Source organism: Pedobacter sp. AW31-3R, assembly GCF_052180285.1.
In the GTDB taxonomy this organism is placed as follows: domain Bacteria; phylum Bacteroidota; class Bacteroidia; order Sphingobacteriales; family Sphingobacteriaceae; genus Pedobacter.
The window spans coordinates 5,642,154-5,664,196 of the sequence record NZ_CP197475.1; the positions used below are offsets into that span (position 1 = coordinate 5,642,154).

11 protein-coding genes, 3 tRNA genes and 4 rRNA genes are annotated in these 22,043 nt (G+C 43.1%); 7 read left to right on the plus strand and 11 right to left on the minus strand.

The features are described from left to right. Window positions 1-2: 2 nt before the first annotated feature. The 10 genes from ACSBL2_RS23070 to ACSBL2_RS23115 all read right to left on the minus strand — a co-directional run bounded on the left by ACSBL2_RS23070 (window position 3) and on the right by ACSBL2_RS23115 (window position 9,218). A tRNA-Ile gene (locus ACSBL2_RS23070) sits at window positions 3-76 on the minus strand. A gap of 182 nt (window positions 77-258) precedes the next feature. Then, a 16S ribosomal RNA gene (locus ACSBL2_RS23075) occupies window positions 259-1,781 on the minus strand. Between the two features lie 827 nt (window positions 1,782-2,608). Next, entirely contained in the window at window positions 2,609-3,094 is a 486-nt protein-coding gene (locus tag ACSBL2_RS23080) for a hypothetical protein (RefSeq protein ID WP_442588917.1), read from the minus strand. Between the two features lie 3 nt (window positions 3,095-3,097). Next, window positions 3,098-3,265: a hypothetical protein gene (locus ACSBL2_RS23085; protein ID WP_442588918.1), complete on the minus strand. Its 168-nt coding sequence runs from the start codon at window positions 3,263-3,265 to the stop codon at window positions 3,098-3,100. Between the two features lie 252 nt (window positions 3,266-3,517). Next, window positions 3,518-3,715: a hypothetical protein gene (locus ACSBL2_RS23090; protein WP_442588919.1), complete on the minus strand. Its 198-nt coding sequence runs from the start codon at window positions 3,713-3,715 to the stop codon at window positions 3,518-3,520. Window positions 3,716-3,950: 235 nt separating this feature from the next. Further along, window positions 3,951-4,062, minus strand: a 5S ribosomal RNA gene (gene rrf / locus ACSBL2_RS23095). Between the two features lie 170 nt (window positions 4,063-4,232). Continuing rightward, window positions 4,233-7,111 (minus strand): 23S ribosomal RNA (locus ACSBL2_RS23100). A 234-nt stretch (window positions 7,112-7,345) separates the two neighbouring features. Beyond that, window positions 7,346-7,422: transfer RNA gene (locus ACSBL2_RS23105), tRNA-Ala, on the minus strand. Between the two features lie 17 nt (window positions 7,423-7,439). After that, window positions 7,440-7,513 (minus strand) — tRNA-Ile (locus tag ACSBL2_RS23110). A 182-nt stretch (window positions 7,514-7,695) separates the two neighbouring features. Then, window positions 7,696-9,218, minus strand: a 16S ribosomal RNA gene (locus tag ACSBL2_RS23115). The 16S, 23S and 5S rRNA genes sit together here with 2 tRNA genes alongside, the layout of an rRNA operon. Window positions 9,219-11,014: 1,796 nt before the next feature. On the opposite strand from ACSBL2_RS23115, the gene ACSBL2_RS23120 reads away from it, so the two are divergent. After that, on the plus strand, window positions 11,015-11,404 hold the full coding sequence (locus ACSBL2_RS23120; protein ID WP_442588920.1) for a hypothetical protein: 390 nt from the start codon (window positions 11,015-11,017) through the stop codon (window positions 11,402-11,404). Between the two features lie 147 nt (window positions 11,405-11,551). Next, a complete protein-coding gene (locus tag ACSBL2_RS23125) occupies window positions 11,552-11,902 on the plus strand; it encodes a helix-turn-helix domain-containing protein (RefSeq protein ID WP_442588921.1) in 351 nt (116 codons plus the stop codon). Window positions 11,903-12,352: 450 nt separating this feature from the next. On the opposite strand, the gene ACSBL2_RS23130 is transcribed toward ACSBL2_RS23125, so the two are convergent. After that, window positions 12,353-12,925, minus strand: coding sequence for a hypothetical protein (locus tag ACSBL2_RS23130; RefSeq protein ID WP_442588922.1), 573 nt, complete (start codon window positions 12,923-12,925; stop codon window positions 12,353-12,355). A gap of 225 nt (window positions 12,926-13,150) precedes the next feature. Here ACSBL2_RS23130 and queD point away from each other — a divergent pair, with 225 nt between their 5' ends. From queD to ACSBL2_RS23155, 5 genes are all read left to right on the plus strand, one after another. Then, window positions 13,151-13,504: a 6-carboxytetrahydropterin synthase QueD gene (gene queD / locus ACSBL2_RS23135; protein ID WP_442588923.1), complete on the plus strand. Its 354-nt coding sequence runs from the start codon at window positions 13,151-13,153 to the stop codon at window positions 13,502-13,504. Next, on the plus strand, window positions 13,494-14,540 hold the full coding sequence (locus ACSBL2_RS23140) for a COX15/CtaA family protein (protein ID WP_442588924.1): 1,047 nt from the start codon (window positions 13,494-13,496) through the stop codon (window positions 14,538-14,540). The genes queD and ACSBL2_RS23140 overlap by 11 nt, the downstream gene beginning before the upstream one ends. A 94-nt stretch (window positions 14,541-14,634) precedes the next feature. After that, window positions 14,635-15,573, plus strand: a complete 939-nt coding sequence (trhO, locus tag ACSBL2_RS23145) for an oxygen-dependent tRNA uridine(34) hydroxylase TrhO (RefSeq protein ID WP_442588925.1) — start codon at window positions 14,635-14,637, stop codon at window positions 15,571-15,573. A gap of 126 nt (window positions 15,574-15,699) precedes the next feature. Beyond that, complete coding sequence (locus ACSBL2_RS23150) at window positions 15,700-18,600, plus strand: triple tyrosine motif-containing protein (protein WP_442588926.1); 2,901 nt, start codon at window positions 15,700-15,702, stop codon at window positions 18,598-18,600. Window positions 18,601-18,990: 390 nt separating this feature from the next. Beyond that, on the plus strand, window positions 18,991-22,038 hold the full coding sequence (locus ACSBL2_RS23155) for a SusC/RagA family TonB-linked outer membrane protein (RefSeq protein ID WP_442588927.1): 3,048 nt from the start codon (window positions 18,991-18,993) through the stop codon (window positions 22,036-22,038). Window positions 22,039-22,043 lie beyond the last annotated feature (5 nt).

A 22,043-nucleotide genomic window follows, 5' to 3' on the forward strand; every position in this document is an offset into this window, starting at 1 on the left:
TGTAGTCCCGAGCAGATTTGAACTGCTGACCCCTACATTATCAGTGTAGTGCTCTAACCAACTGAGCTACGGGACTATTTTTCTGTGGCTGCTGGTAATGCTGTTGAGTTGCTCATTCACATTGCCGTTTGCCTCAGTCAATACCTTCTTTCAGTCTGGTCAAAACATCTAGTTGATGTTTCATCCTATGGGTTGTCTTTTTGAGATTTTACTGTCATTTATATCATTTACGCAAACGGGTAGTTAGTCCTTCTCCAGAAAGGAGGTATTCCAGCCGCACCTTCCGGTACGGCTACCTTGTTACGACTTAGCCCCAGTTATCGGTTTTACCCTAGGACGCTCCTTGCGGTTACATACTTTAGGTACCCCCAACTTCCATGGCTTGACGGGCGGTGTGTACAAGGCCCGGGAACGTATTCACCGCATCATTGCTGATATGCGATTACTAGCGAATCCAACTTCAAGAGGTCGAGTTGCAGACCTCTATCCGAACTGTGAATGGCTTTTGGAGATTCGCTTGCTGTTGCCAGCTTGCTGCCCTCTGTACCATCCATTGTAGCACGTGTGTAGCCCCGGACGTAAGGGCCATGATGACTTGACGTCGTCCCCTCCTTCCTCTCTGTTTGCACAGGCAGTCTGTTTAGAGTCCCCACCTTAACGTGCTGGCAACTAAACATAGGGGTTGCGCTCGTTGCGGGACTTAACCCAACACCTCACGGCACGAGCTGACGACAGCCATGCAGCACCTAGTTTCGTGTGATTGCTCACTCATCTATCTCTAAATGATTCACTAACTTTCAAGCCCGGGTAAGGTTCCTCGCGTATCATCGAATTAAACCACATGCTCCTCCGCTTGTGCGGGCCCCCGTCAATTCCTTTGAGTTTCAATCTTGCGACCGTACTCCCCAGGTGGAATACTTAACGCTTTCGCTTAGCCGCTAACTGTGTATCGCTAACAGCGAGTATTCATCGTTTAGGGCGTGGACTACCAGGGTATCTAATCCTGTTTGATCCCCACGCTTTCGTGCCTCAGCGTCAATTAAACCATAGTAAGCTGCCTTCGCAATCGGTGTTCTGTGACATATCTATGCATTTCACCGCTACTTGTCACATTCCGCCTACCTCTAGTCCATTCAAGCTCTTCAGTATCAAGGGCACTGCGTTAGTTGAGCTAACGTCTTTCACCCCTGACTTAAAAAGCCGCCTACGCACCCTTTAAACCCAATAAATCCGGATAACGCTTGGATCCTCCGTATTACCGCGGCTGCTGGCACGGAGTTAGCCGATCCTTATTCCTTCGGTACATTCAGCTCATTACACGTAATGAGGTTTATTCCCGAATAAAAGCAGTTTACGACCCAGAGGGCTGTCTTCCTGCACGCGGCATGGCTGGTTCAGAGTTCCCTCCATTGACCAATATTCCTTACTGCTGCCTCCCGTAGGAGTCTGGTCCGTGTCTCAGTACCAGTGTGGGGGGTCATCCTCTCAGATCCCCTAGTCATCGTCGCCTTGGTGGGCCGTTACCCCGCCAACTAGCTAATGACACGCATGCCCATCTTAATCCTATAAATATTTGATCATTACACAATGCTGTGCTGTGATTTTATGCGGTGTTAATCCGAATTTCTTCGGGCTATCCCCCTGATTAAGGTAGGTTGCATACGCGTTACGCACCCGTGCGCCACTTTTCGATTAGAGCAAGCCCCAATCTATCGTTCGACTTGCATGTATTAGGCCTGCCGCTAGCGTTCATCCTGAGCCAGGATCAAACTCTCCATTGTAAAATGTTGTGTTTGAACGCTGACCATTCTTAACTTAATAAATTAATTTAATAATAATCTGTTCTTATTTGTCTGACAGATCTAACTTGAAAAACCCATGCGGATCATGTACTTTGATCTTCTACAGGATTACCCCGCTTACGTTTTATAAATGACATCTCTTTAATGAACTTCTCGGCACGTACCTCGCGGCGGCCTGTATATGTTGCGATCTCTTCTCTTCTTTCCCGCAGGTCTTATTGTTCCTGCATTCCAGCTGATCTTCTGATCGTTTCAGTCTTGTTTGTTTCCCTGCGACATCCGCCGCTGGGCTCCCGTTTTGTTGGGACTGCAAAGGTAGAAATCTTTTTTGATCTGGCAAGCTTTTTATTTTTTTTTATTTACCAGGCTTTAAAACCCTGAAGGAAGTTTAAACCTTCCTCTTAAAACAAAACCTTTACCGGATTTCTTTTCTTTACACGCCTTTCAAATTACTTCTTCTTTATCTCCTGCACTGTTTCCCTTCCTCCGAAGCGGGATGCAAAAGTAGGAAAAATATCCACCACACCAAACAATTATATACAATTAATTGTATCATAACGCTAACTTATTGTCTCACAGCCATAAATATTATAATAGAAACTACCCATCGTACATAGGCAACATCAAATGGATACAGCAAGAAGCTAACGTTGAGCAAATTTGAAGCAGATAGAGTATTACCTGGAATATTTAAACAAGAAGATTGCTATGCCAGAATAATCATAAAATGATTAGAGATTGCTTCTTCGAAACAATAATAAACCTAATTCATATTTAAAGTAACCTTTGTATGAATACAACAGGATTTAGGCCTCACCAGATTCTCTCAATTTACGGATCTGTTCCAGAGCTGATACATCTATCTGGTCCTTGGGCCTATTAACTATTTTTTTGTTTTCAATTAAATGGTTGATATGCAAGAATGGTACTGTGACATCTTCAATGTCCGCTAATGAAGCTAAATCAAGGCATTCATCAAATGTATATCCTTCAAGCCCCTTCATATCCACAAGTATATCAATCCTTAGACCATTATTCATATGAAAATCTGTCCAGCCAGGTATAAATTGCATATTATCTATCATTGGATAATCCCCCAAATCACATCTAACGAAAGCTTTGCGAAGTTGCTGCCTGTTTTCGAGAGTATCCTTTAGCCAAATATCAAGATCTCCGGTAAACCTTTGATAACCGTGCAGATTTGTAGCGTATCCACCAACCATTATGTATTTAACATTATATTCCTGAAGTGCTCTCCAGAATACAATTATCTCTTCATCAAAAATATCCACGAATTACTTATTTGGGAATGGCTTATGTGTTATTTTTGCCTTTTTCACGGTATTATTCAATTTAAAAAGTCTTGTTGCCATTTGAAATCTTTCCGTATAACTACGTTTCAAAGCTTCCTTTAAAAGAGCCAATTCTGCCTGATCAAATGTATTTGCTTCTTTTTCTATCATAAATACCAACCGTTAGAGGCTATAACAAATTTACAAAAATACAATTTAGAACCAATGTAGTATTTACATAAAATCAAGTGCACAGAATAAAATAATTTAAATGATCTTGAGAAAGATACCGTTGATAGGATTTTCCACTGTTAAATCTATAGTTACATTCTTATTCTGATAAAGAAGCAGAGATCAAAATACCAGCAGACCACGAGCCTAAAATAACAAATGCCAGTACTAAAAAACAGATCTGTACCATCTTTAACCTTCCTGCTTTTTGAGCATTTCTAGTATTTCTTTTGCAGGAACTGACTTGGCTTTTCCAAACTTATCTCCAATTATCAGATTTTCATCTTTGGCAGCAGCATCTTCTGCTAACTTACGTAAAGCTATTTTTAGTCCAATCATTACCTTATCAGTAAACGAGCCTTTTCGTATCAAAGGATTAGTTGTTTCCATTATGCTACAGTCTAAAGATCTTATTCCAAGATTCGGGATTTAAAATTGTTTTTCCAATATCGTCAGGAATGGCAATTTACATTAAATATCTAAGAGGTTAAAATACAGCTAACAATCCAATATGATTGCATTGTTAGTGTCGATATGAACAGCCTGCTCTATCCACAAAGTCCCAGGTACAAAAACCCCTGTAAACAAGAAAAGCCTCTCAGTTTCCTGAAAGGCTCTCTTTAAGATTTGGCACCGACCTACTCTCCCACGTGTTACCGCAGTACCATCGGCTCTGGTGGGCTTAACTTCTCTGTTCGGAATGGGAAGAGGTGGACACCACCGATATAGGCACCTAAATGTCTTTATCGTACAGCTTTTACGCTGTGCTTTTGTTTTTATGCGCTTGCGCATACAATATGTTAAATATGTTTTAGATTCGGATGATCCCTTTCGGAATCTTCCTGCTCTCAAACAATGACATGTTATTGAAAGAAGTTAGTTTGAAGAACAAACAACAGTGTATTGCTCTTGAAAGCTTCGGATGATTAGTATTACTCGACTATGGTGTCGCCACCTTTACATCTGTAACCTATCAACGTAGTAGTCTGCTACGGTCCTATATGGAATTCTCATCTCGTGGCTAGTTTCGCACTTAGATGCTTTCAGCGCTTATCTATTCCCAACGTAGCTACTCTGCAATGCCCCTGGCGGAACAACAGATTCACTAGAGGTTAGTCCAACCCGGTCCTCTCGTACTAAGGTCAGCCCCACTCAAAATTCCTACGCCCACAACAGATAGGGACCGAACTGTCTCGCGACGTTCTGAACCCAGCTCGCGTGCCACTTTAATCGGCGAACAGCCGAACCCTTGGGACCTTCTCCAGCCCCAGGATGTGACGAGCCGACATCGAGGTGCCAAACCTCCCCGTCGATATGAGCTCTTGGGGGAGATCAGCCTGTTATCCCCAGCGTACCTTTTATCCTTTGAGCGATGGCCCTTCCATGCAGAACCACCGGATCACTATATCCGTCTTTCGACCCTGCTCGGCTTGTCTGCCTCACAGTCAAGCAAGCTTATGCTATTGCACTCCTCATACGGTTACCAAGCGTATTGAGCTTACCTTTGAAAGCCTCCGTTACCTTTTTGGAGGCGACCACCCCAGTCAAACTACCCATCAAACAATGTCCCCCCCTAAAGGGGTTAGACACCGAATACAGAAAGGGTGGTATTTCAACGTTGACTCCACAACACCTGGCGATGCCGCTTCACAGTCTCCCACCTATCCTACACATCCTGTATCCAATGTCAATGTTAAATTGTAGTGAAGGTGCATGGGGTCTTTCCGTCCCGTTGCGGGTACCCGGCGTCTTCACCGGGACCACAATTTCACCGAGCTCATGGCTGAGACAGCGCCCAGATCGTTACACCATTCGTGCAGGTCGGAACTTACCCGACAAGGAATTTCGCTACCTTAGGACCGTTATAGTTACGGCCGCCGTTTACTGGGGCTTCGATTCAATGCTTCGCCTTGCGACTAACATCCCCTCTTAACCTTCCAGCACCGGGCAGGTGTCAGGCCTTATACTTCATCTTTCGATTTTGCAAAGCCATGTGTTTTTGTTAAACAGTCGCCTGGGCCTTTTCACTGCGGCTGACATTGCTGCCAGCGCCCCTTCTCCCGAAGTTACAGGGCCATTTTGCCGAGTTCCTTAGCCATGATTCACTCGAGCGCCTTAGAATTCTCTTCCCGGATACCTGTGTCGGTTTGCGGTACGGGTTTTTATAACCTGAAGCTTAGCGGTTTTTCTTGGAAGTCTGATTACCTGCGCTATCCACTTAGCCGAAGCCTCGCGGTACTATCGACTTTCAGCTAGGGTGGCGGATTTGCCTACCTCCCTAATACCTACAGTCTTTAACGATCTATTCCGTCAGATCGCGGCAGTGTCACTACTCCGTCCCCACATCGCAGTTATAAAAAGTACTGGAATATTAACCAGTTGTCCATCGAATTTCCCCTTCGGGTTCTCCTTAGGCCCCGACTAACCCTGATCCGATTAGCGTTGATCAGGAAACCTTATCCTTTCGGCGGGCAGGTTTCTCGCCTGCCTTATCGTTACTTATGCCTACATTTGCTTTTCCAGAAGCTCCACCACAGCTTACGCCATAACTTCGCTGCCGCTGGAATGCTCCCCTACCGTAATATAAATATTACCCATAGCTTCGGTATACTACTTAATGCCCGTTTATTATCCATGCACGATCGCTCGACTAGTGAGCTGTTACGCACTCTTTAAATGAATGGCTGCTTCCAAGCCAACATCCTAGCTGTCTGTGCAATCGCACCTCGTTAGTTCAACTTAGTAGTAATTTAGGGACCTTAGCTGATGGTCTGGGTTCTTTCCCTCTCGGCCCGTGACCTTAGCACCCCGGGCCTCACTGCCGTGTATATTTGATAGCATTCGGAGTTTGTCTGGATTTGGTAGGATTTGACTCCCCCGCACCCAATCAGTAGCTCTACCTCTATCAAACTCTACCACGACGCTGTTCCTAAAAACATTTCGGGGAGTACGAGCTATTTCCCAGTTTGATTAGCCTTTCACCCCTACCCACAGATCATCCGGAAACTTTTCAACGTTTATCGGTTCGGTCCTCCAGTACGTGTTACCGCACCTTCAACCTGTCCATGGGTAGATCACAAGGTTTCGCGTCTACCTCCCCTGACTATACGCCCTATTCAGACTCGCTTTCGCTTCGGATCCGTGTCTTAAACACTTAACCTTGCCAGAGAAGAGTAACTCGTAGGCTCATTATGCAAAAGGCACGCCGTCACGCCACCTGGACGCTCCGACCGCTTGTAAGTACACAGTTTCAGGTTCTATTTCACTCCCCTGTTCGGGGTTCTTTTCACCTTTCCCTCACGGTACTGGTTCACTATCGGTCTCTCAGGAGTATTTAGCCTTACCGGATGGTGCCGGCAGATTCCCACAAGGCGTCTCCGACCTCGCGGTACTCAGGATACTACTAGGCTAATGTCTCTTACGTGTACGCGGCTCTCACGCTTTACTGCCAGGCTTCCCATCCTGTTCCACTTCAATTCATTAATACCACATCGTAGTCCTACAACCCCAACATTGCCGTAACAATATTGGTTTGGGCTCTTTCCCGTTCGCTCGCCACTACTTAGGAAATCATTATTATTTTCTCTTCCTCTGCTTACTTAGATGTTTCAGTTCGGCAGGTTTGCGCACCGCAGTGCGACTGATCTTCAATCAGCCAGGTTGCCCCATTCGGAAATCTTCGGATTAAATCATATTTGCTAATCCCCGAAGCTTATCGCAGCTTATCACGTCCTTCATCGCCTCTGAGAGCCAAGGCATCCCCTGTGTACTCTTTCTTACTTTCTTCTCTCCATAGCCTTTTGCGCCTATGGAAATGCTTTTTTATTAATGTTGTTAACCTTTTTGATCAGTTCCCAGTGACGATTGCTCATCCATGGTTACTTTCCTAAGTGCTAACAACGTCTCTATTGTTGTTTGCTCTTCTTTATTAACTTCTTCCAATATGTCAAAGAACTTTTCTATCCCGGGTATTCCTTTCGGTTTACCTATTTCTGTATCTTTTGTATCAGATACCGGTGATGGTGGAGAATAACGGAGTCGAACCGTTGACCTCCTGCGTGCAAGGCAGGCGCTCTAGCCAGCTGAGCTAATCCCCCGTAAGATTATAACTATGTAGTCCCGAGCAGATTTGAACTGCTGACCCCTACATTATCAGTGTAGTGCTCTAACCAACTGAGCTACGGGACTATTTTTCTGTGGCTGCTGGTAATGCTGTTGAGTTGCTCATTCACATTGCCGTTTGCCTCAGTCAATACCTTCTTTCAGTCTGGTCAAAACATCTAGTTGATGTTTCATCCTATGGGTTGTCTTTTTGAGATTTTACTGTCATTTATATCATTTACGCAAACGGGTAGTTAGTCCTTCTCCAGAAAGGAGGTATTCCAGCCGCACCTTCCGGTACGGCTACCTTGTTACGACTTAGCCCCAGTTATCGGTTTTACCCTAGGACGCTCCTTGCGGTTACATACTTTAGGTACCCCCAACTTCCATGGCTTGACGGGCGGTGTGTACAAGGCCCGGGAACGTATTCACCGCATCATTGCTGATATGCGATTACTAGCGAATCCAACTTCAAGAGGTCGAGTTGCAGACCTCTATCCGAACTGTGAATGGCTTTTGGAGATTCGCTTGCTGTTGCCAGCTTGCTGCCCTCTGTACCATCCATTGTAGCACGTGTGTAGCCCCGGACGTAAGGGCCATGATGACTTGACGTCGTCCCCTCCTTCCTCTCTGTTTGCACAGGCAGTCTGTTTAGAGTCCCCACCTTAACGTGCTGGCAACTAAACATAGGGGTTGCGCTCGTTGCGGGACTTAACCCAACACCTCACGGCACGAGCTGACGACAGCCATGCAGCACCTAGTTTCGTGTGATTGCTCACTCATCTATCTCTAAATGATTCACTAACTTTCAAGCCCGGGTAAGGTTCCTCGCGTATCATCGAATTAAACCACATGCTCCTCCGCTTGTGCGGGCCCCCGTCAATTCCTTTGAGTTTCAATCTTGCGACCGTACTCCCCAGGTGGAATACTTAACGCTTTCGCTTAGCCGCTAACTGTGTATCGCTAACAGCGAGTATTCATCGTTTAGGGCGTGGACTACCAGGGTATCTAATCCTGTTTGATCCCCACGCTTTCGTGCCTCAGCGTCAATTAAACCATAGTAAGCTGCCTTCGCAATCGGTGTTCTGTGACATATCTATGCATTTCACCGCTACTTGTCACATTCCGCCTACCTCTAGTCCATTCAAGCTCTTCAGTATCAAGGGCACTGCGTTAGTTGAGCTAACGTCTTTCACCCCTGACTTAAAAAGCCGCCTACGCACCCTTTAAACCCAATAAATCCGGATAACGCTTGGATCCTCCGTATTACCGCGGCTGCTGGCACGGAGTTAGCCGATCCTTATTCCTTCGGTACATTCAGCTCATTACACGTAATGAGGTTTATTCCCGAATAAAAGCAGTTTACGACCCAGAGGGCTGTCTTCCTGCACGCGGCATGGCTGGTTCAGAGTTCCCTCCATTGACCAATATTCCTTACTGCTGCCTCCCGTAGGAGTCTGGTCCGTGTCTCAGTACCAGTGTGGGGGGTCATCCTCTCAGATCCCCTAGTCATCGTCGCCTTGGTGGGCCGTTACCCCGCCAACTAGCTAATGACACGCATGCCCATCTTAATCCTATAAATATTTGATCATTACACAATGCTGTGCTGTGATTTTATGCGGTGTTAATCCGAATTTCTTCGGGCTATCCCCCTGATTAAGGTAGGTTGCATACGCGTTACGCACCCGTGCGCCACTTTTCGATTAGAGCAAGCCCCAATCTATCGTTCGACTTGCATGTATTAGGCCTGCCGCTAGCGTTCATCCTGAGCCAGGATCAAACTCTCCATTGTAAAATGTTGTGTTTGAACGCTGACCATTCTTAACTTAATAAATTAATTTAATAATAATCTGTTCTTATTTGTCTGACAGATCTAACTTGAAAAACCCATGCGGATCATGTACTTTGATCTTCTACAGGATTACCCCGCTTACGTTTTATAAATGACATCTCTTTAATGAACTTCTCGGCACGTACCTCGCGGCGGCCTGTATATGTTGCGATCTCTTCTCTTCTTTCCCGCAGGTCTTATTGTTCCTGCATTCCAGCTGATCTTCTGATCGTTTCAGTCTTGTTTGTTTCCCTGCGACATCCGCCGCTGGGCTCCCGTTTTGTTGGGACTGCAAAGGTAGAAATCTTTTTTGACCTGGCAAGCTTTTTATTTTTTTTTATTTACCAGGCTTTAAAACCCTGAAGGAAGTTTAAACCTTCCTCTTAAAACAAAACCTTTACCGGATTTCTTTTCTTTACACGCCTTTCAAATTACTTCTTCTTTATCTCCTGCACTGTTTCCCTTCCTCCGAAGCGGGATGCAAAAGTAGGAAAAATATCCACCACACCAAACAATTATAACTAATTAATTGTATCATAACGCTAACTTACTGTCTGACAGCTATAAATATTTGGCGATACAATAGGGCACCGTCATTTCCACAGCAAAAACTGCAACAGTACATGCCCTTTTCAGGGCCCAGGAGCCCCAAATGGCCATATAAGATCCTGCAATGGCTGCTTAAAACAGCTGCATAGGCACAAATTGGGATGGGCAATGGGGCAGGTGGCACAGCCCCTGGCTTCGATTGGACAGTAGAAAACTATTGAGAAGTTCATGTAATCTCAGTTCCGCGCAGTTTCCTGATATATCTGGATCCAGCGCTAACACATCCCCTGCCTGCCATAGGCGCCTGACAGTATATATATAATAGCATGGCTTTTCCCCAACCGGCTCACAACCCGGAACAATTCCAGTAAACTTACAGAACTTGTATCATACCTGGCCAGAACTGTGTCTTGTCCTATACGAATATTAGTTTACAGTAGAAAAGTAAATTACTGAATTGGGTTTACAGTGATACCCAGGAAGCGTCGTGTATAAGATAATCCGGCAACGGCTGGGAAACCAGTTGCGGATTTACCATTCCGGCACATTAGTCTGCATACTGTACTTACACGTATAAAAATTTTGATTTTGTCCCCAGAAATCATGACAGAAAAAATATTTATTTTTTTGTTAACTCCGTACGATTTGGTGTGGTTACATTTACAACGTGGTAATCAGGCGATAGCTTTATTGCCAGATTTTATATCCTAATAGGTATTTAAATCAACGAAACTTTGTGATTGCAGACCTCGGAAATCTAACATAGCCAAAGTTACGGATGATAAAATGCCCGGTTTCTTTACCTTTGCAAGGGTTAGGGGCTATGGGCGCTCTCCGTACGGCTATACGAGAACAATGTTCTCGCCTCTCCGAGGAGGTGCAATCACGTACGGGGAGCCTCCATATCCTGGTCGCCCTAAGTTTTCATTGCTTTAAAGCCTTTATAAACGTAAAGCAATGAAAAACAGAGACAACAACACCGTCCTTCAAATCTCCTACCCAACTCCTGTTACGCATTTCATGGATAGCCTGCTCCTCAACAGGAACGGCCCATCTGGTTAATCTTCATTTTCTCAGGACACAAGGGAAACCACCCCTCCTGCCGTCTACATTTTACTAAGTTTTTAAACCGCATTTACTCCAGGATTCCATCCTGCAGGCCATGCTATGCCCCAAATTTTAAACTATCCACTATTAAATCCATCCTCATGATCAACGTTGCACTCATCGAGAAATATTACCTGGAACTCATTTACAGGCTCATCCTGAAAAGAATCGCCAAAGGTTACACCACCGCACAACTATCCCATATCATTGCCAGAGAGGCAGATTTCATGGATGCCATTGAAATGCTCCAGTTTCCCCTAAAATCCGATATTGAACTGCAGGAAATAGCCTGGGCACTGGGCGAAGAAGACATCCGGGTATTCCAGCCCAGGCACCAGGAAAAGACACTCCTCCATGTCATCATGGAGAAAGAGGTTTACCGGCATACCCGTATCCATTCCTGCGACATCATTATGCCCGGTAGCAATAAAGAGCGTCCCTTTTTCTTGCTTCAGGAAGACCTTACAGAACAGGCCAGGCTATTGGACTGAGCTAAGACCTTAATCCACAACATTCCAGCTGAACGTTGCGGATTAAGCTTATCTAAAGAAAACGCCCTTTTGATGAATCGCTCTCCATCCATTTAACGCTCAACGGATCTGAACTAACAGTGATTATTTAACATCATATTTTTAACAATGGAAGAGAAAAACAGTATAGGCAGAAAAATTGCCCGGGTAAGAGAATTGAAGGGAATTAAACAGGAAGGATTGGCAATCGACCTGGGCTTAAACCAGCAGGCGATATCCAAAATGGAAAGGAGTGAATCTATTGACCTAGAAATGCTTAGAAAAATAGCCAGGGCTTTGCAGGTACCGGTACAGATTATTGAAAACTTCGATGAGCAGATGCTCCTCGACTATTTCGATGACGGGGGACATTCCAGTTTCAAGTGTAATTTTAAGCTGATCGATAAGGTCTGGGAACTGTATGAACGCTTGATCCTGACAGAAAGGGAAAAGAATGACCTGCTCAGGCAGGATAGATAACCATTATGCAGGAAGCATGGTCCGGTTACCTGATATGATTACAGGTAACCGGATACCAGCAATAAACCTGTCCGGAACGTTGGGGTACCTCCGTGTATAGCTGAATCAGGATTAAAAAGACAAGGTGAATAGTCACCTTAAGCATAATTCGCTAACCGGTTTTATACGGATACAGCTATTACAGGTCAAGACAAGGATAAGACATGATTCGGAACGTCATCGTACACTACTCGGGCAAAGTCCCAGTAGAGTCCCACTTTAGTCCCAGTTGAGTCCCAGTTTTCCTACGATTTTACTGGGAAGCAGCTGGCAGTAAAGTGAGCGTATACTGGCAATCTGCCCGAACACGTTCCGACCAGTTATCGGGCAATAACAGACAAACGTATCCTCCTGAAATAATGATATCACCGGATTTTATCTCCTCCTGAGAACCACTGGTCCTGTAAACCTTTAAATTCTAATGATTCTGGCTTCAGGCTGTAAAGTCTGAAGAGATGAAGCCACACGTTTAATGAACAGATAATTAATAGATCCTCCAATTACACCTCCCACAACCGGTATTAATCTTTTCGCCGTTTTTGAACCCAGCGTTAACAATAGCTTCTGGGCAACTTCCTCCATAACGCCCTTACTCACGCTCATACTGGTATCCACTTTTAAAGAAGCCGCCACTATTTTAAAAAAATCTTCAAACCGAAGCTCATACTTTCCGGTATTATAATAGGAAATGGCCAGTGTCACCCTGAACTGTTGTGTGATCAGATTAATTATATCCAGGGGAACCCCGATCAGCATCGTAGATAGTCCCCCTGCACCAGCTATTACTCCGGAGCCAGCGGCAAACAAAGCACATTGGGTGATAAATTTATCAATCCCAATCTGATCAACTCCCTTTTTAATACCCAGCTGATCAATCTGGTGGAAAATTGTTCTAAAGCCACCCTGTGAAAACGAGCTAAGATTGTCTGCCAGGTCAGACTTAACTTTTCCGAGGTTAATACCCCCTAAACTAATAATTCTCATCTGCTGTCAATTTATTTGAGAAACAACGTACCATTTCCGTGCCACATCACCGTTCATCTGCGTAACCCTTGATAATCAGTATACATCCGTAAAAACACAACAAAAAGAAGATAAGCTGAGCTGATATGATCGCATCAAATCCTGAATCTTATTACATAAAATAATGATTCTCGTCATTTATCCATGTCTGGCAGATTAACAACTTTGTATTACAAAACACATATCATGATTATCTTCAAAACTTTTCAATTTGACTCCGCACATTATTTACCCAATGTGCCAACAGGACACAAATGCGGAGGAATGCACGGACATACCTATAGTTTAAAAGTAAGCATATCAGGCAAACCAGGGGAATACACCGGCTGGATTGTTGACTATACCGAAGTAAAAAAGAAAATCAAACCATGGATAGAGATGCTTGACCATCAAATCCTGAATACCATTCCGGGACTGGAAAATCCGACTGCCGAAAACCTGTGTTTATGGCTATGGAAAAGAATAAAAACAGACCTGCCCGGACTGTGCAGAATAGAACTGAACGAAACACCAACATCAGGGGTTATTTATGAGGGCTAAACCCAATAAGCAAGTTGCCATATGGTTATATTGCGGGGCAATTACGATCATTATTCAAATCATACTGGGGGGTATTACACGATTGACCGGCTCCGGTTTATCTATAACTGAATGGCAACCCTTATTAGGAACACTTCCACCAATGAATACTGCCGCCTGGCAGGATAGTTTCGATAAATACAAAGAGATCGCTCAATTCAAAGTCGTGAATCCACATTTTACGCTGGAAGATTATAAATCCATCTTCTTCTGGGAATGGCTGCACAGAAATTGGGCACGTTTCATCGGACTAGTTTTCCTGATACCTTTTATCATCTTTTTAATTAAAAATCAACTGAGTCGCAGACTGTTTTACCAGCTGATCATCATCTTCCTTTTGGGGTTATTACAGGCCGTTATCGGATGGATCATGGTTAAAAGCGGACTGAATGATACCAGTTTAGTTGTTAATGAAGTAAAACTCGCTATTCATTTTATCGCTGCAATCATACTTTTATGTTATATCCTATGGATAGCTTTCCATATCAGTATCAAAAGAAGCACATATAACTATTCCTCCGGGGTTTCAAATATATTAATTGCTACTATAGCGGTGATCTTTATACAGTTGTTCTTTGGAGGACTGATGGCCGGATCCAAAGCCGCACTGGCCGCAGTAACCTGGCCGGATATGAATGGTTATTTCATTCCGCCCGATTTATATCAGGCACAAAGTCCGGATTTAAACGCACACCTGCTGTGGATACAGTTTATTCACCGCATGCTGGCTTATGGATTAATCATCCTCGTGTCTATATTATACATCAAAACCACCTATTGGAGAAAAGATAAAAACTTGTCCAGATTGCGTCTTGCTCCCTTAATTATGGTTTGGATTCAGGCGATATTGGGTGTCGTCACTTTGTTAAATGTGCTGAACCCCAATTTCAAAATATATGCCATACTGCACCAGTTTGTAGCCCTCATTCTGCTGGCAGTCATTCTGCTTGGCTATTACCTGTGCAGCAAGAAAAATGGCTGGATTACCTTTGTATAATCCCTTTTGACCTGGCGGTGAATACCATTTTCGATAAATGGAATTTATTCTTAAATTTGCAGGATTAAACGCCGTTTGCAGCGGTATTAATCTTATGAAAAAATTCCAGACTTTACTTTACTATTGCTATAGTCCTATAGCAGATGCAGAACAATTTGCTGCCGACCATCTTAAATTTTGTAAATCGTTAGACCTTGTAGGCCGTATTATTGTGGCTGATGAAGGATTGAATGGTACCGTTTCCGGTGCTGTAGAATCGTGCGCGGCTTATATGTCGGCCATCCATGCGGATGAACGTTTTGCCAAAACAGAGTTCAAAATAGACGAAGTAGAGGAACCCTCCTTCATCAAAATGCATTGCCGCTATAAATCAGAAATTGTACACTCGGGCCTGAGGGATACCAGTATCATCAATCCGAATGAACGTACAGGAAAACACCTGGAGCCTGTAGAGTTCAAAGAAATGATTGATCAGGAAGATGTGATCATACTTGATGTGCGTTCCAATTATGAGCATAGCCTGGGCAGGTTTAAAAATGCAATTACACTCGATATTGAAAATTTCAGGGACTTCCCAGAGAAAATAAATGAGCTTGCGCAGTACAAGGATAAAAAAGTTTTAACCTACTGCACCGGCGGGATCAAATGCGAAAAGGCTTCAGCCCTATTGCTGCACCATGGCTTTAATGACGTTTACCAACTGCATGGAGGAATTATCAAGTATGGTAAAGAAGCTGGTGGAGAAGATTTTGAAGGTAAATGTTATGTGTTTGACAACCGTATAGCCGTTGATGTCAACTCAGTCAATCCAAGTGTCGTATCAAAATGTTACAACTGCGGAACGGTAACCGCTAAAATGATCAACTGCGCAAATCCAGAGTGCAATGAGCACATTACCCAATGTGATGCCTGTGGTGATCAGTTACAGGGCTGCTGCTCTGCTGCCTGTGTGACGAACCCACGGCGCCGGCCTTACGACGGTACCGGCTATTATGTAAAAGTACCACAACCAGTAAATGTGTCCTCGAAATAGGATAATCCATTTCTAAAAGAGAAAAACCAGGTCAAATACACCTTCCGAACAAAAAGGGTATTCAAATGTTTGTATTAAATAGCTAATTTGCGCTTCTAATCGAATATTTGAATACCTTTTGTATACATGAAAACCCGCGTCACCCTCTGTTTCCTTCTCCTTGTTTTTACCATTTTTTCTAATCAGGTTTTAGCAGATAACATAAAGAGTATTGGTGTTCCTTATGTCCAGAATTTTCCCAAATCAGTGTATCTTTCGGGGAACCAGAACTGGGCGATAACCAAGGACAGTAAGGGAATTATGTATTTCGGGAATACACAGGGATTGCTGACCTACGACGGCAAATACTGGCAGCAATATCAATTACCCAACAGACAGATCATAAGGGCTGTAGCAACTGCCAATGACGGTACTATTTATACCGGTGGATTTGGAGAATTTGGTTACTGGACCAATAAAAATAATCGCCTGCGCTATACTTCACTTATTCAGCTTATCCCTAAAGACTTCCAGTTGTCTGAAGAGATCTGGAAGATTTATGTAGATGGAAAAAGGGTAATCTTCCAGTCCTTTAGTGCCATCTGCATTTATGAAAACAATAAAATAAAGGTGGTTAAAGCACCCGGCACCTTCATGTTTCTGCAAAAAGCAGGGAATCATTTTTATATCGAAGTATTGTTGAAAGGCTTGTACGAGTTAAAAGGAAGCTCCTTACAAGCCCTTCCCCATGCTGCAGGGGCATTGCCTACCAATATCCTTACAGTACTCCCTTTTAAAGATGGAAAATTACTGATCGGCACAAGCAAAGACGGACTCTATATCTATGATGGCAAAAGTTATACCCCATTCAATACACCGGCAAATGCTTTTTTGAAGACTTACCAGCTGAATAACGGCAGCAGGATCAGCGATAAGTATTATGCCTTTGGAACGATTCTGAACGGATTGGTGATCATAGATCAGGATGGAAGTATCGTTCAGCATATCAATAAATCGGGTGGATTGCAGAACAACACCGTGCTGAGCATATTCACAGATAATGACAACAACCTCTGGACGGGACTGGATAATGGGATAGACCGTGTGGAACTCAATTCTTCCTTATATTTTTACCTGGATAAGGAAGGGCAGTTTGGTACGGTATATTCAGGTCTGATCTATAAAAACAATATCTACCTGGGAACCAATCAGGGATTATTTTATAGTCCCTGGACACAGGGAAACGGAAAGCGTTTCAATAATTTTGACTTCAAACTGATCCCGAATTCCCAGGGACAGGTATGGGACCTGAGTGTCATTGACAACCAGTTGCTTTGCGGACATAATGAAGGTACCTTTAGTGTAACAGGAGATCAGCTGACCAAAATTTCAGGATTCAGCGGGGGATGGACGGTGAAGAAACTCCACAGCAATCCGGATTACCTGATTCAGGGAACGTATAATGGACTCGTATTATTTAAAAAGGACAATAGCGGGGCATGGAAGCATTTTGTTAAAGTTGCCGGATTTGATGAACCTTCCAGATATGTAGAACAGGATTCCAGGGGTGATATCTGGGTAAGCCATGCTTACAAAGGATTGTATAAACTCACACTCAGTGCAGATTTTAAGAAAGTTGTAAAAACGCGTTATTATGATGAGAAAAACGGGCTGAAGGATAACTACAACATCAACATCTTTATGCTCGAAAATAAGGTCGTGTTTTCTTCTGAAAGCGGGTTTCAATTGTATGATGAGATTAGTAACCGTTTCAGTGCTTACCAGGAACTGAATAAAGGTTTAGGCAGCTTTGCGACATCCAATAAAATCATCAATGCGGGCGCAAAGAAATACTGGTTCATTAACCATGGTAAAATGGCGCTTATCAATTTCAGTGAACCGGGTAAACTGGAAGTCGATTCCAACCAGTTCAATATTCTGGATGGCCGCATGGTGCAATATTATGAGAATATCAGCAAAATCAGTGAGGATATTTATCTGATCAGTGTTGATGATGGTTTTGTGATTTACAATGGCCAGGATGTGCCTTCCTTCAGGAATAAAACCAAATTGCCGGAGGTGCTGATCCGCAAGGTGGAAGATGTGACAGATACCTACCGCCTGCTGACTGAAAATGGAGCTATACCTCCTGAAATGGAGATCCCTTTCAGCCGTAACAATATCAGGATATCTTTTGCCCTGCCCTATTACCGACAGTCGACCATAAAATTCCAGTTTTACCTGGAAGGATATTCCAGGCAATGGTCCGATTGGAGTACAGCTACGCAAAAGGATTTTACCAACCTTGCCAGTGGCACTTACACTTTTAAGGTAAGGGCAAAGATCAATGACCAGTCCGTAACAGGTATCTCCGTTTTTGAGTTCAGGGTGATGCCTCCGTTTTACCTGAGCAAATGGGCTATTCTACTGTATATCGTCCTGTTCATCCTCCTCGCGATAGAGACGAAAAAACGGTATGAAAAAAGACTGAGCAAACATGAACAAGCCATTGAAGCCAAACTGCAATTAGAGAAAGAAGAATTCCTTAAGAAAGAAGCCGAAGCGACAGAAAAACAAATCATCAACCTTAAAACGGAAAAGCTACAGGCGGAACTGATGAGCAAAAACAGGGAACTGGCGAATTCAGCAATGAGCCTGGTGTATAAGAATGAGTTGTTGCAGAAGCTGAGCCAGGAAATTGACAAGCTTAAAGATGGCGAAGGGAAAAAATTACCTGAAGATCAGTCGCGCAAAATACAAAAGGTCATTGATGAAGGTATGAACGATGAACGGGACTGGCATTTATTTGAGACGAGTTTCAATGAAGCACATGGAAGCTTCTTCAAAAGACTGAAAGGCAATTATCCGGACCTTGTTCCCAATGATCTTAAGTTATGTGCCTACCTACACATGAACATGACGAGTAAGGAAATGGCTTCCCTGCTGAACATCTCGGTAAGGGGTGTAGAGATCCGGAGGTACAGGCTGAGGAAAAAGCTAAATGTTCCCCATGATAAGAATCTCGTGGAATTCTTTATGGAACTATAAGGAGTACACCCCTCAGAAGTTATTTTTTAATGTTGCTCCAAGCACATCAGCGGATGTTGAGGAAATTCCTTAATTATTGCCTGTACGCGCTGTAATAATCGATTTCTTTACCTACACCTACAATTCAAACACTACATCACAGCCCCCAAGGACTACATCATTACTACACAAACACCAAATATTAAACACAATTTTTAAAAATTGATTGTTGTTTAACTGAATATCATTTATCCGTCTGAAATATGATTCATATCAGTTTACGCCGCAGCAAACACTTATTGTAAAAAATACACCAAGCATTCATGATGTATTTATGTAGAGGCGTAATCTTTGGTAATTCTTAAAAACGAACGGAGATTTGAGCAACAATTAACCAAATTCATAAACAGCATGAAACGAATCTTTACAAGAATCTCTGTTTTAACTTTTCTTAGTTTGCTTTTTATCAATGCAGCTTTTGCCCAGAACATCACAGTTACGGGTACAGTTTCAGATGGCGGGGATAATTCCACCATTCCATCTGTGAGCATTATCGTAAAAGGTACTACAAAAGGAACACAAACAGATGCTAATGGAAAGTATACCATTAGCGTACCGGCAAACGGAACATTAGTATTTACCTATATCGGTTACAATACACAAGAAGTTCCTGTCAACAATAGGACTACAGTTAACATTAGCATGGCATCTTCATCACAGCAATTAGAGCAGGTTGTGGTGGTAGGTTATGGTACACAGCGTAAAATTGATGTAACAGGCGCTGTCGCAACAGTAAAAGGCGATGACATAGCTAAACAGGCTTCACAAAATCCAGTAAGTGCATTACAGGGTAAGGTAGCGGGAGTATCTGTTACCAATGTAGGAACACCAGGTGCCTCACCTAAAATCACCATTCGTGGTACAGGAACTATCTATGGAAATACGGGTGTACTGTACGTTGTAGACGGGGTTTGGTATGACGAAATCAGCTTTTTAAATCCTGCAGATATTGCCAGTATGAGTATTCTGAAAGATGCATCAAGTCAATCCATCTATGGAATCAGGGCAGCAAACGGAGTGGTGTTAATTACGACGGTTCATGGTAAAAAAGGAGATCCGACAATTAACTACAATGGAACTATAGGTATTCAGCGTGTAACCAATCAGGTAGAAATGGCCAATGCCTCCGAGTATGCTATTGGAGTCAATGAACTTGTTTCTCACCTGAATAAATACAAGGCAGCAGATGATCAGGATGCTCCTGTATTTGCAAATACAAATCTTGGAGAAGGCACTGACTGGTATAAGCAAATATTAAGGACTGCAATGGTCACCTCACACCAGGTATCGATTAATGGTGCGTCTGAGAAATCCAGCTACAACTTTTCAGCAGGATATCTCAATCAGGATGGTATTGTGGAATCCAACAATTACAAAAGATATACGGTACGTCTTTCCAATGATTTTCAGGTATTTAAAAACTTAAAGATCGGATATAATGTTACCGGTATTTCCAGTACTTCCAGAGACATTCCATCTACCATATTCCGTGACATGTTTGCGGCTTCACCTGTAGTCCCTGTATTTAATGCAGATGGTTCTTACGGTGATCCGAATACGTACAACCTGGGTAATGGTAGCAACATGAATCCACAGGCAAGAATTGATTTTTACAACCAGCGTACTTCAAAGTATAAAATTACAGGTAATGCTTATGCAGAACTCAAGTTTGCAAAACATTTCACTTTTAAAACCAGTGCAGGTGGCGACTTTGGACAGGAAGAAGTGAGATCTTATACTCCTGAATATTATGCTACCCTGGCTCAACAATCGAATATCAGTTCTTTGGGTGTCGATAGAATTGAGACCAGAAACTGGATCCTGGAGAATACATTAACTTATGATAACAAATGGGGAGACCATAACTTAACTGTTCTGGCTGGACAAACAGCGCAGCGTTATAAAAGTTATACCATTAAGGCCAAAGCTTTTGATGTGCCTTACAGTAACGATGGAGATTTATACTTAAAGTTAGGTGATGCAGATCAAAGTACAATTACTGATGAAGGTGTGTTGACTACTGCTGCGTCTTACTTCGGAAGGGTGAACTACAGCTTCCAGAATAAGTATCTATTCAATGCATCCCTTAGAGCAGATGGTGCTTCTCAATTTTTTGGAGGAAGTGATTTATGGGGTTATTTTCCTTCTATTGGAGCTGGATGGGTAATCAGTAATGAGGAATTCATGAAAAACCAGACTATATTCAGCAACTTAAAACTTCGCGGAAGCTGGGGTAAAGTAGGTAACGCTGGTGTACCAATTAATCCAACCACACAAACGGTTTCTCAACTCCCTGAATTGATTGCCATTTATAACGGCATTCCTTATACTGGTGGTAGTATCAATACCATTGTTCCACCAGTTCTTTTCTGGGAACGCAGTGCAGGTACGGATATAGGTCTTGAAATGGGCTTCTTATCGAACAAACTGAATGTGGAAGTTGATTATTATAACAAAACTACACAGCAGGCTATTTTTGATATTCCAGTCTTGGGTTCACTGGGTACTAAGGATAGTAAAATCATCGGTAATCAGGCTGATTTCCGTAACAGAGGTTTTGAATTTATGGCTTCATGGTCAGATAAAACATCCAGTGACCTTACCTATTCCATCAGCGCCAATGTGGGTATGAATAATAACAAAGTATTAAACGTAACCTCAGGTGCCAACCCTATTTATTCCGGTGGTGATGGCTTAACTGGTGGTGCACTGGCAACCCGTACAGTATCAGGTGGTGCAATAGGTGAATTTTTTGGTTACAATGTGACAGGTATTTTCCAAACAGATGCCCAAGCTGCAGCCTCTGCACAACCTACGGCTAAGGCTGGTGACTTTATCTACGCAGATACAAATGGTGATGGTACAGTTGATGGAAAAGACAGGATTGTTCTGGGTAACCCCAATCCTAAATTCACTTATGGCCTGAATACAAATTTTGCCTATAAAAACTTTGATTTGACTGTTGATATTCAAGGTGTGGCTGGTGTAGATGTTTATAATGCAAATTTGGGTAACCGTTTGGGTAATGAAAATTTCACAAAAGAGTTCTTTGATAACCGATGGACAGGTGAAGGATCGAGCAACTCAAATCCCTCTACAAACATTGCCGGCTCTACCAACAACCTGGCGAACTCTTACTTTGTAGAAAGCGGAGCATATATCAGATTGAGAAATATACAACTGGGATACAGTTTACCGGAATCCATTACTTCTAAGTGGAAAATTAAAAAGCTGAGGGTATTTGCAAATGCACAAAATGCAGTGAATTTATTTGGCTACAGAGGATTTAGTCCTGAAGTAAGCAGTTCAACGAATACTTCTCCGACAAGTGCTGGTATAGACAACAATGTTTATCCGTTGTTCGCAACTTATAATTTAGGTCTAAACCTTACATTCTAATTGAT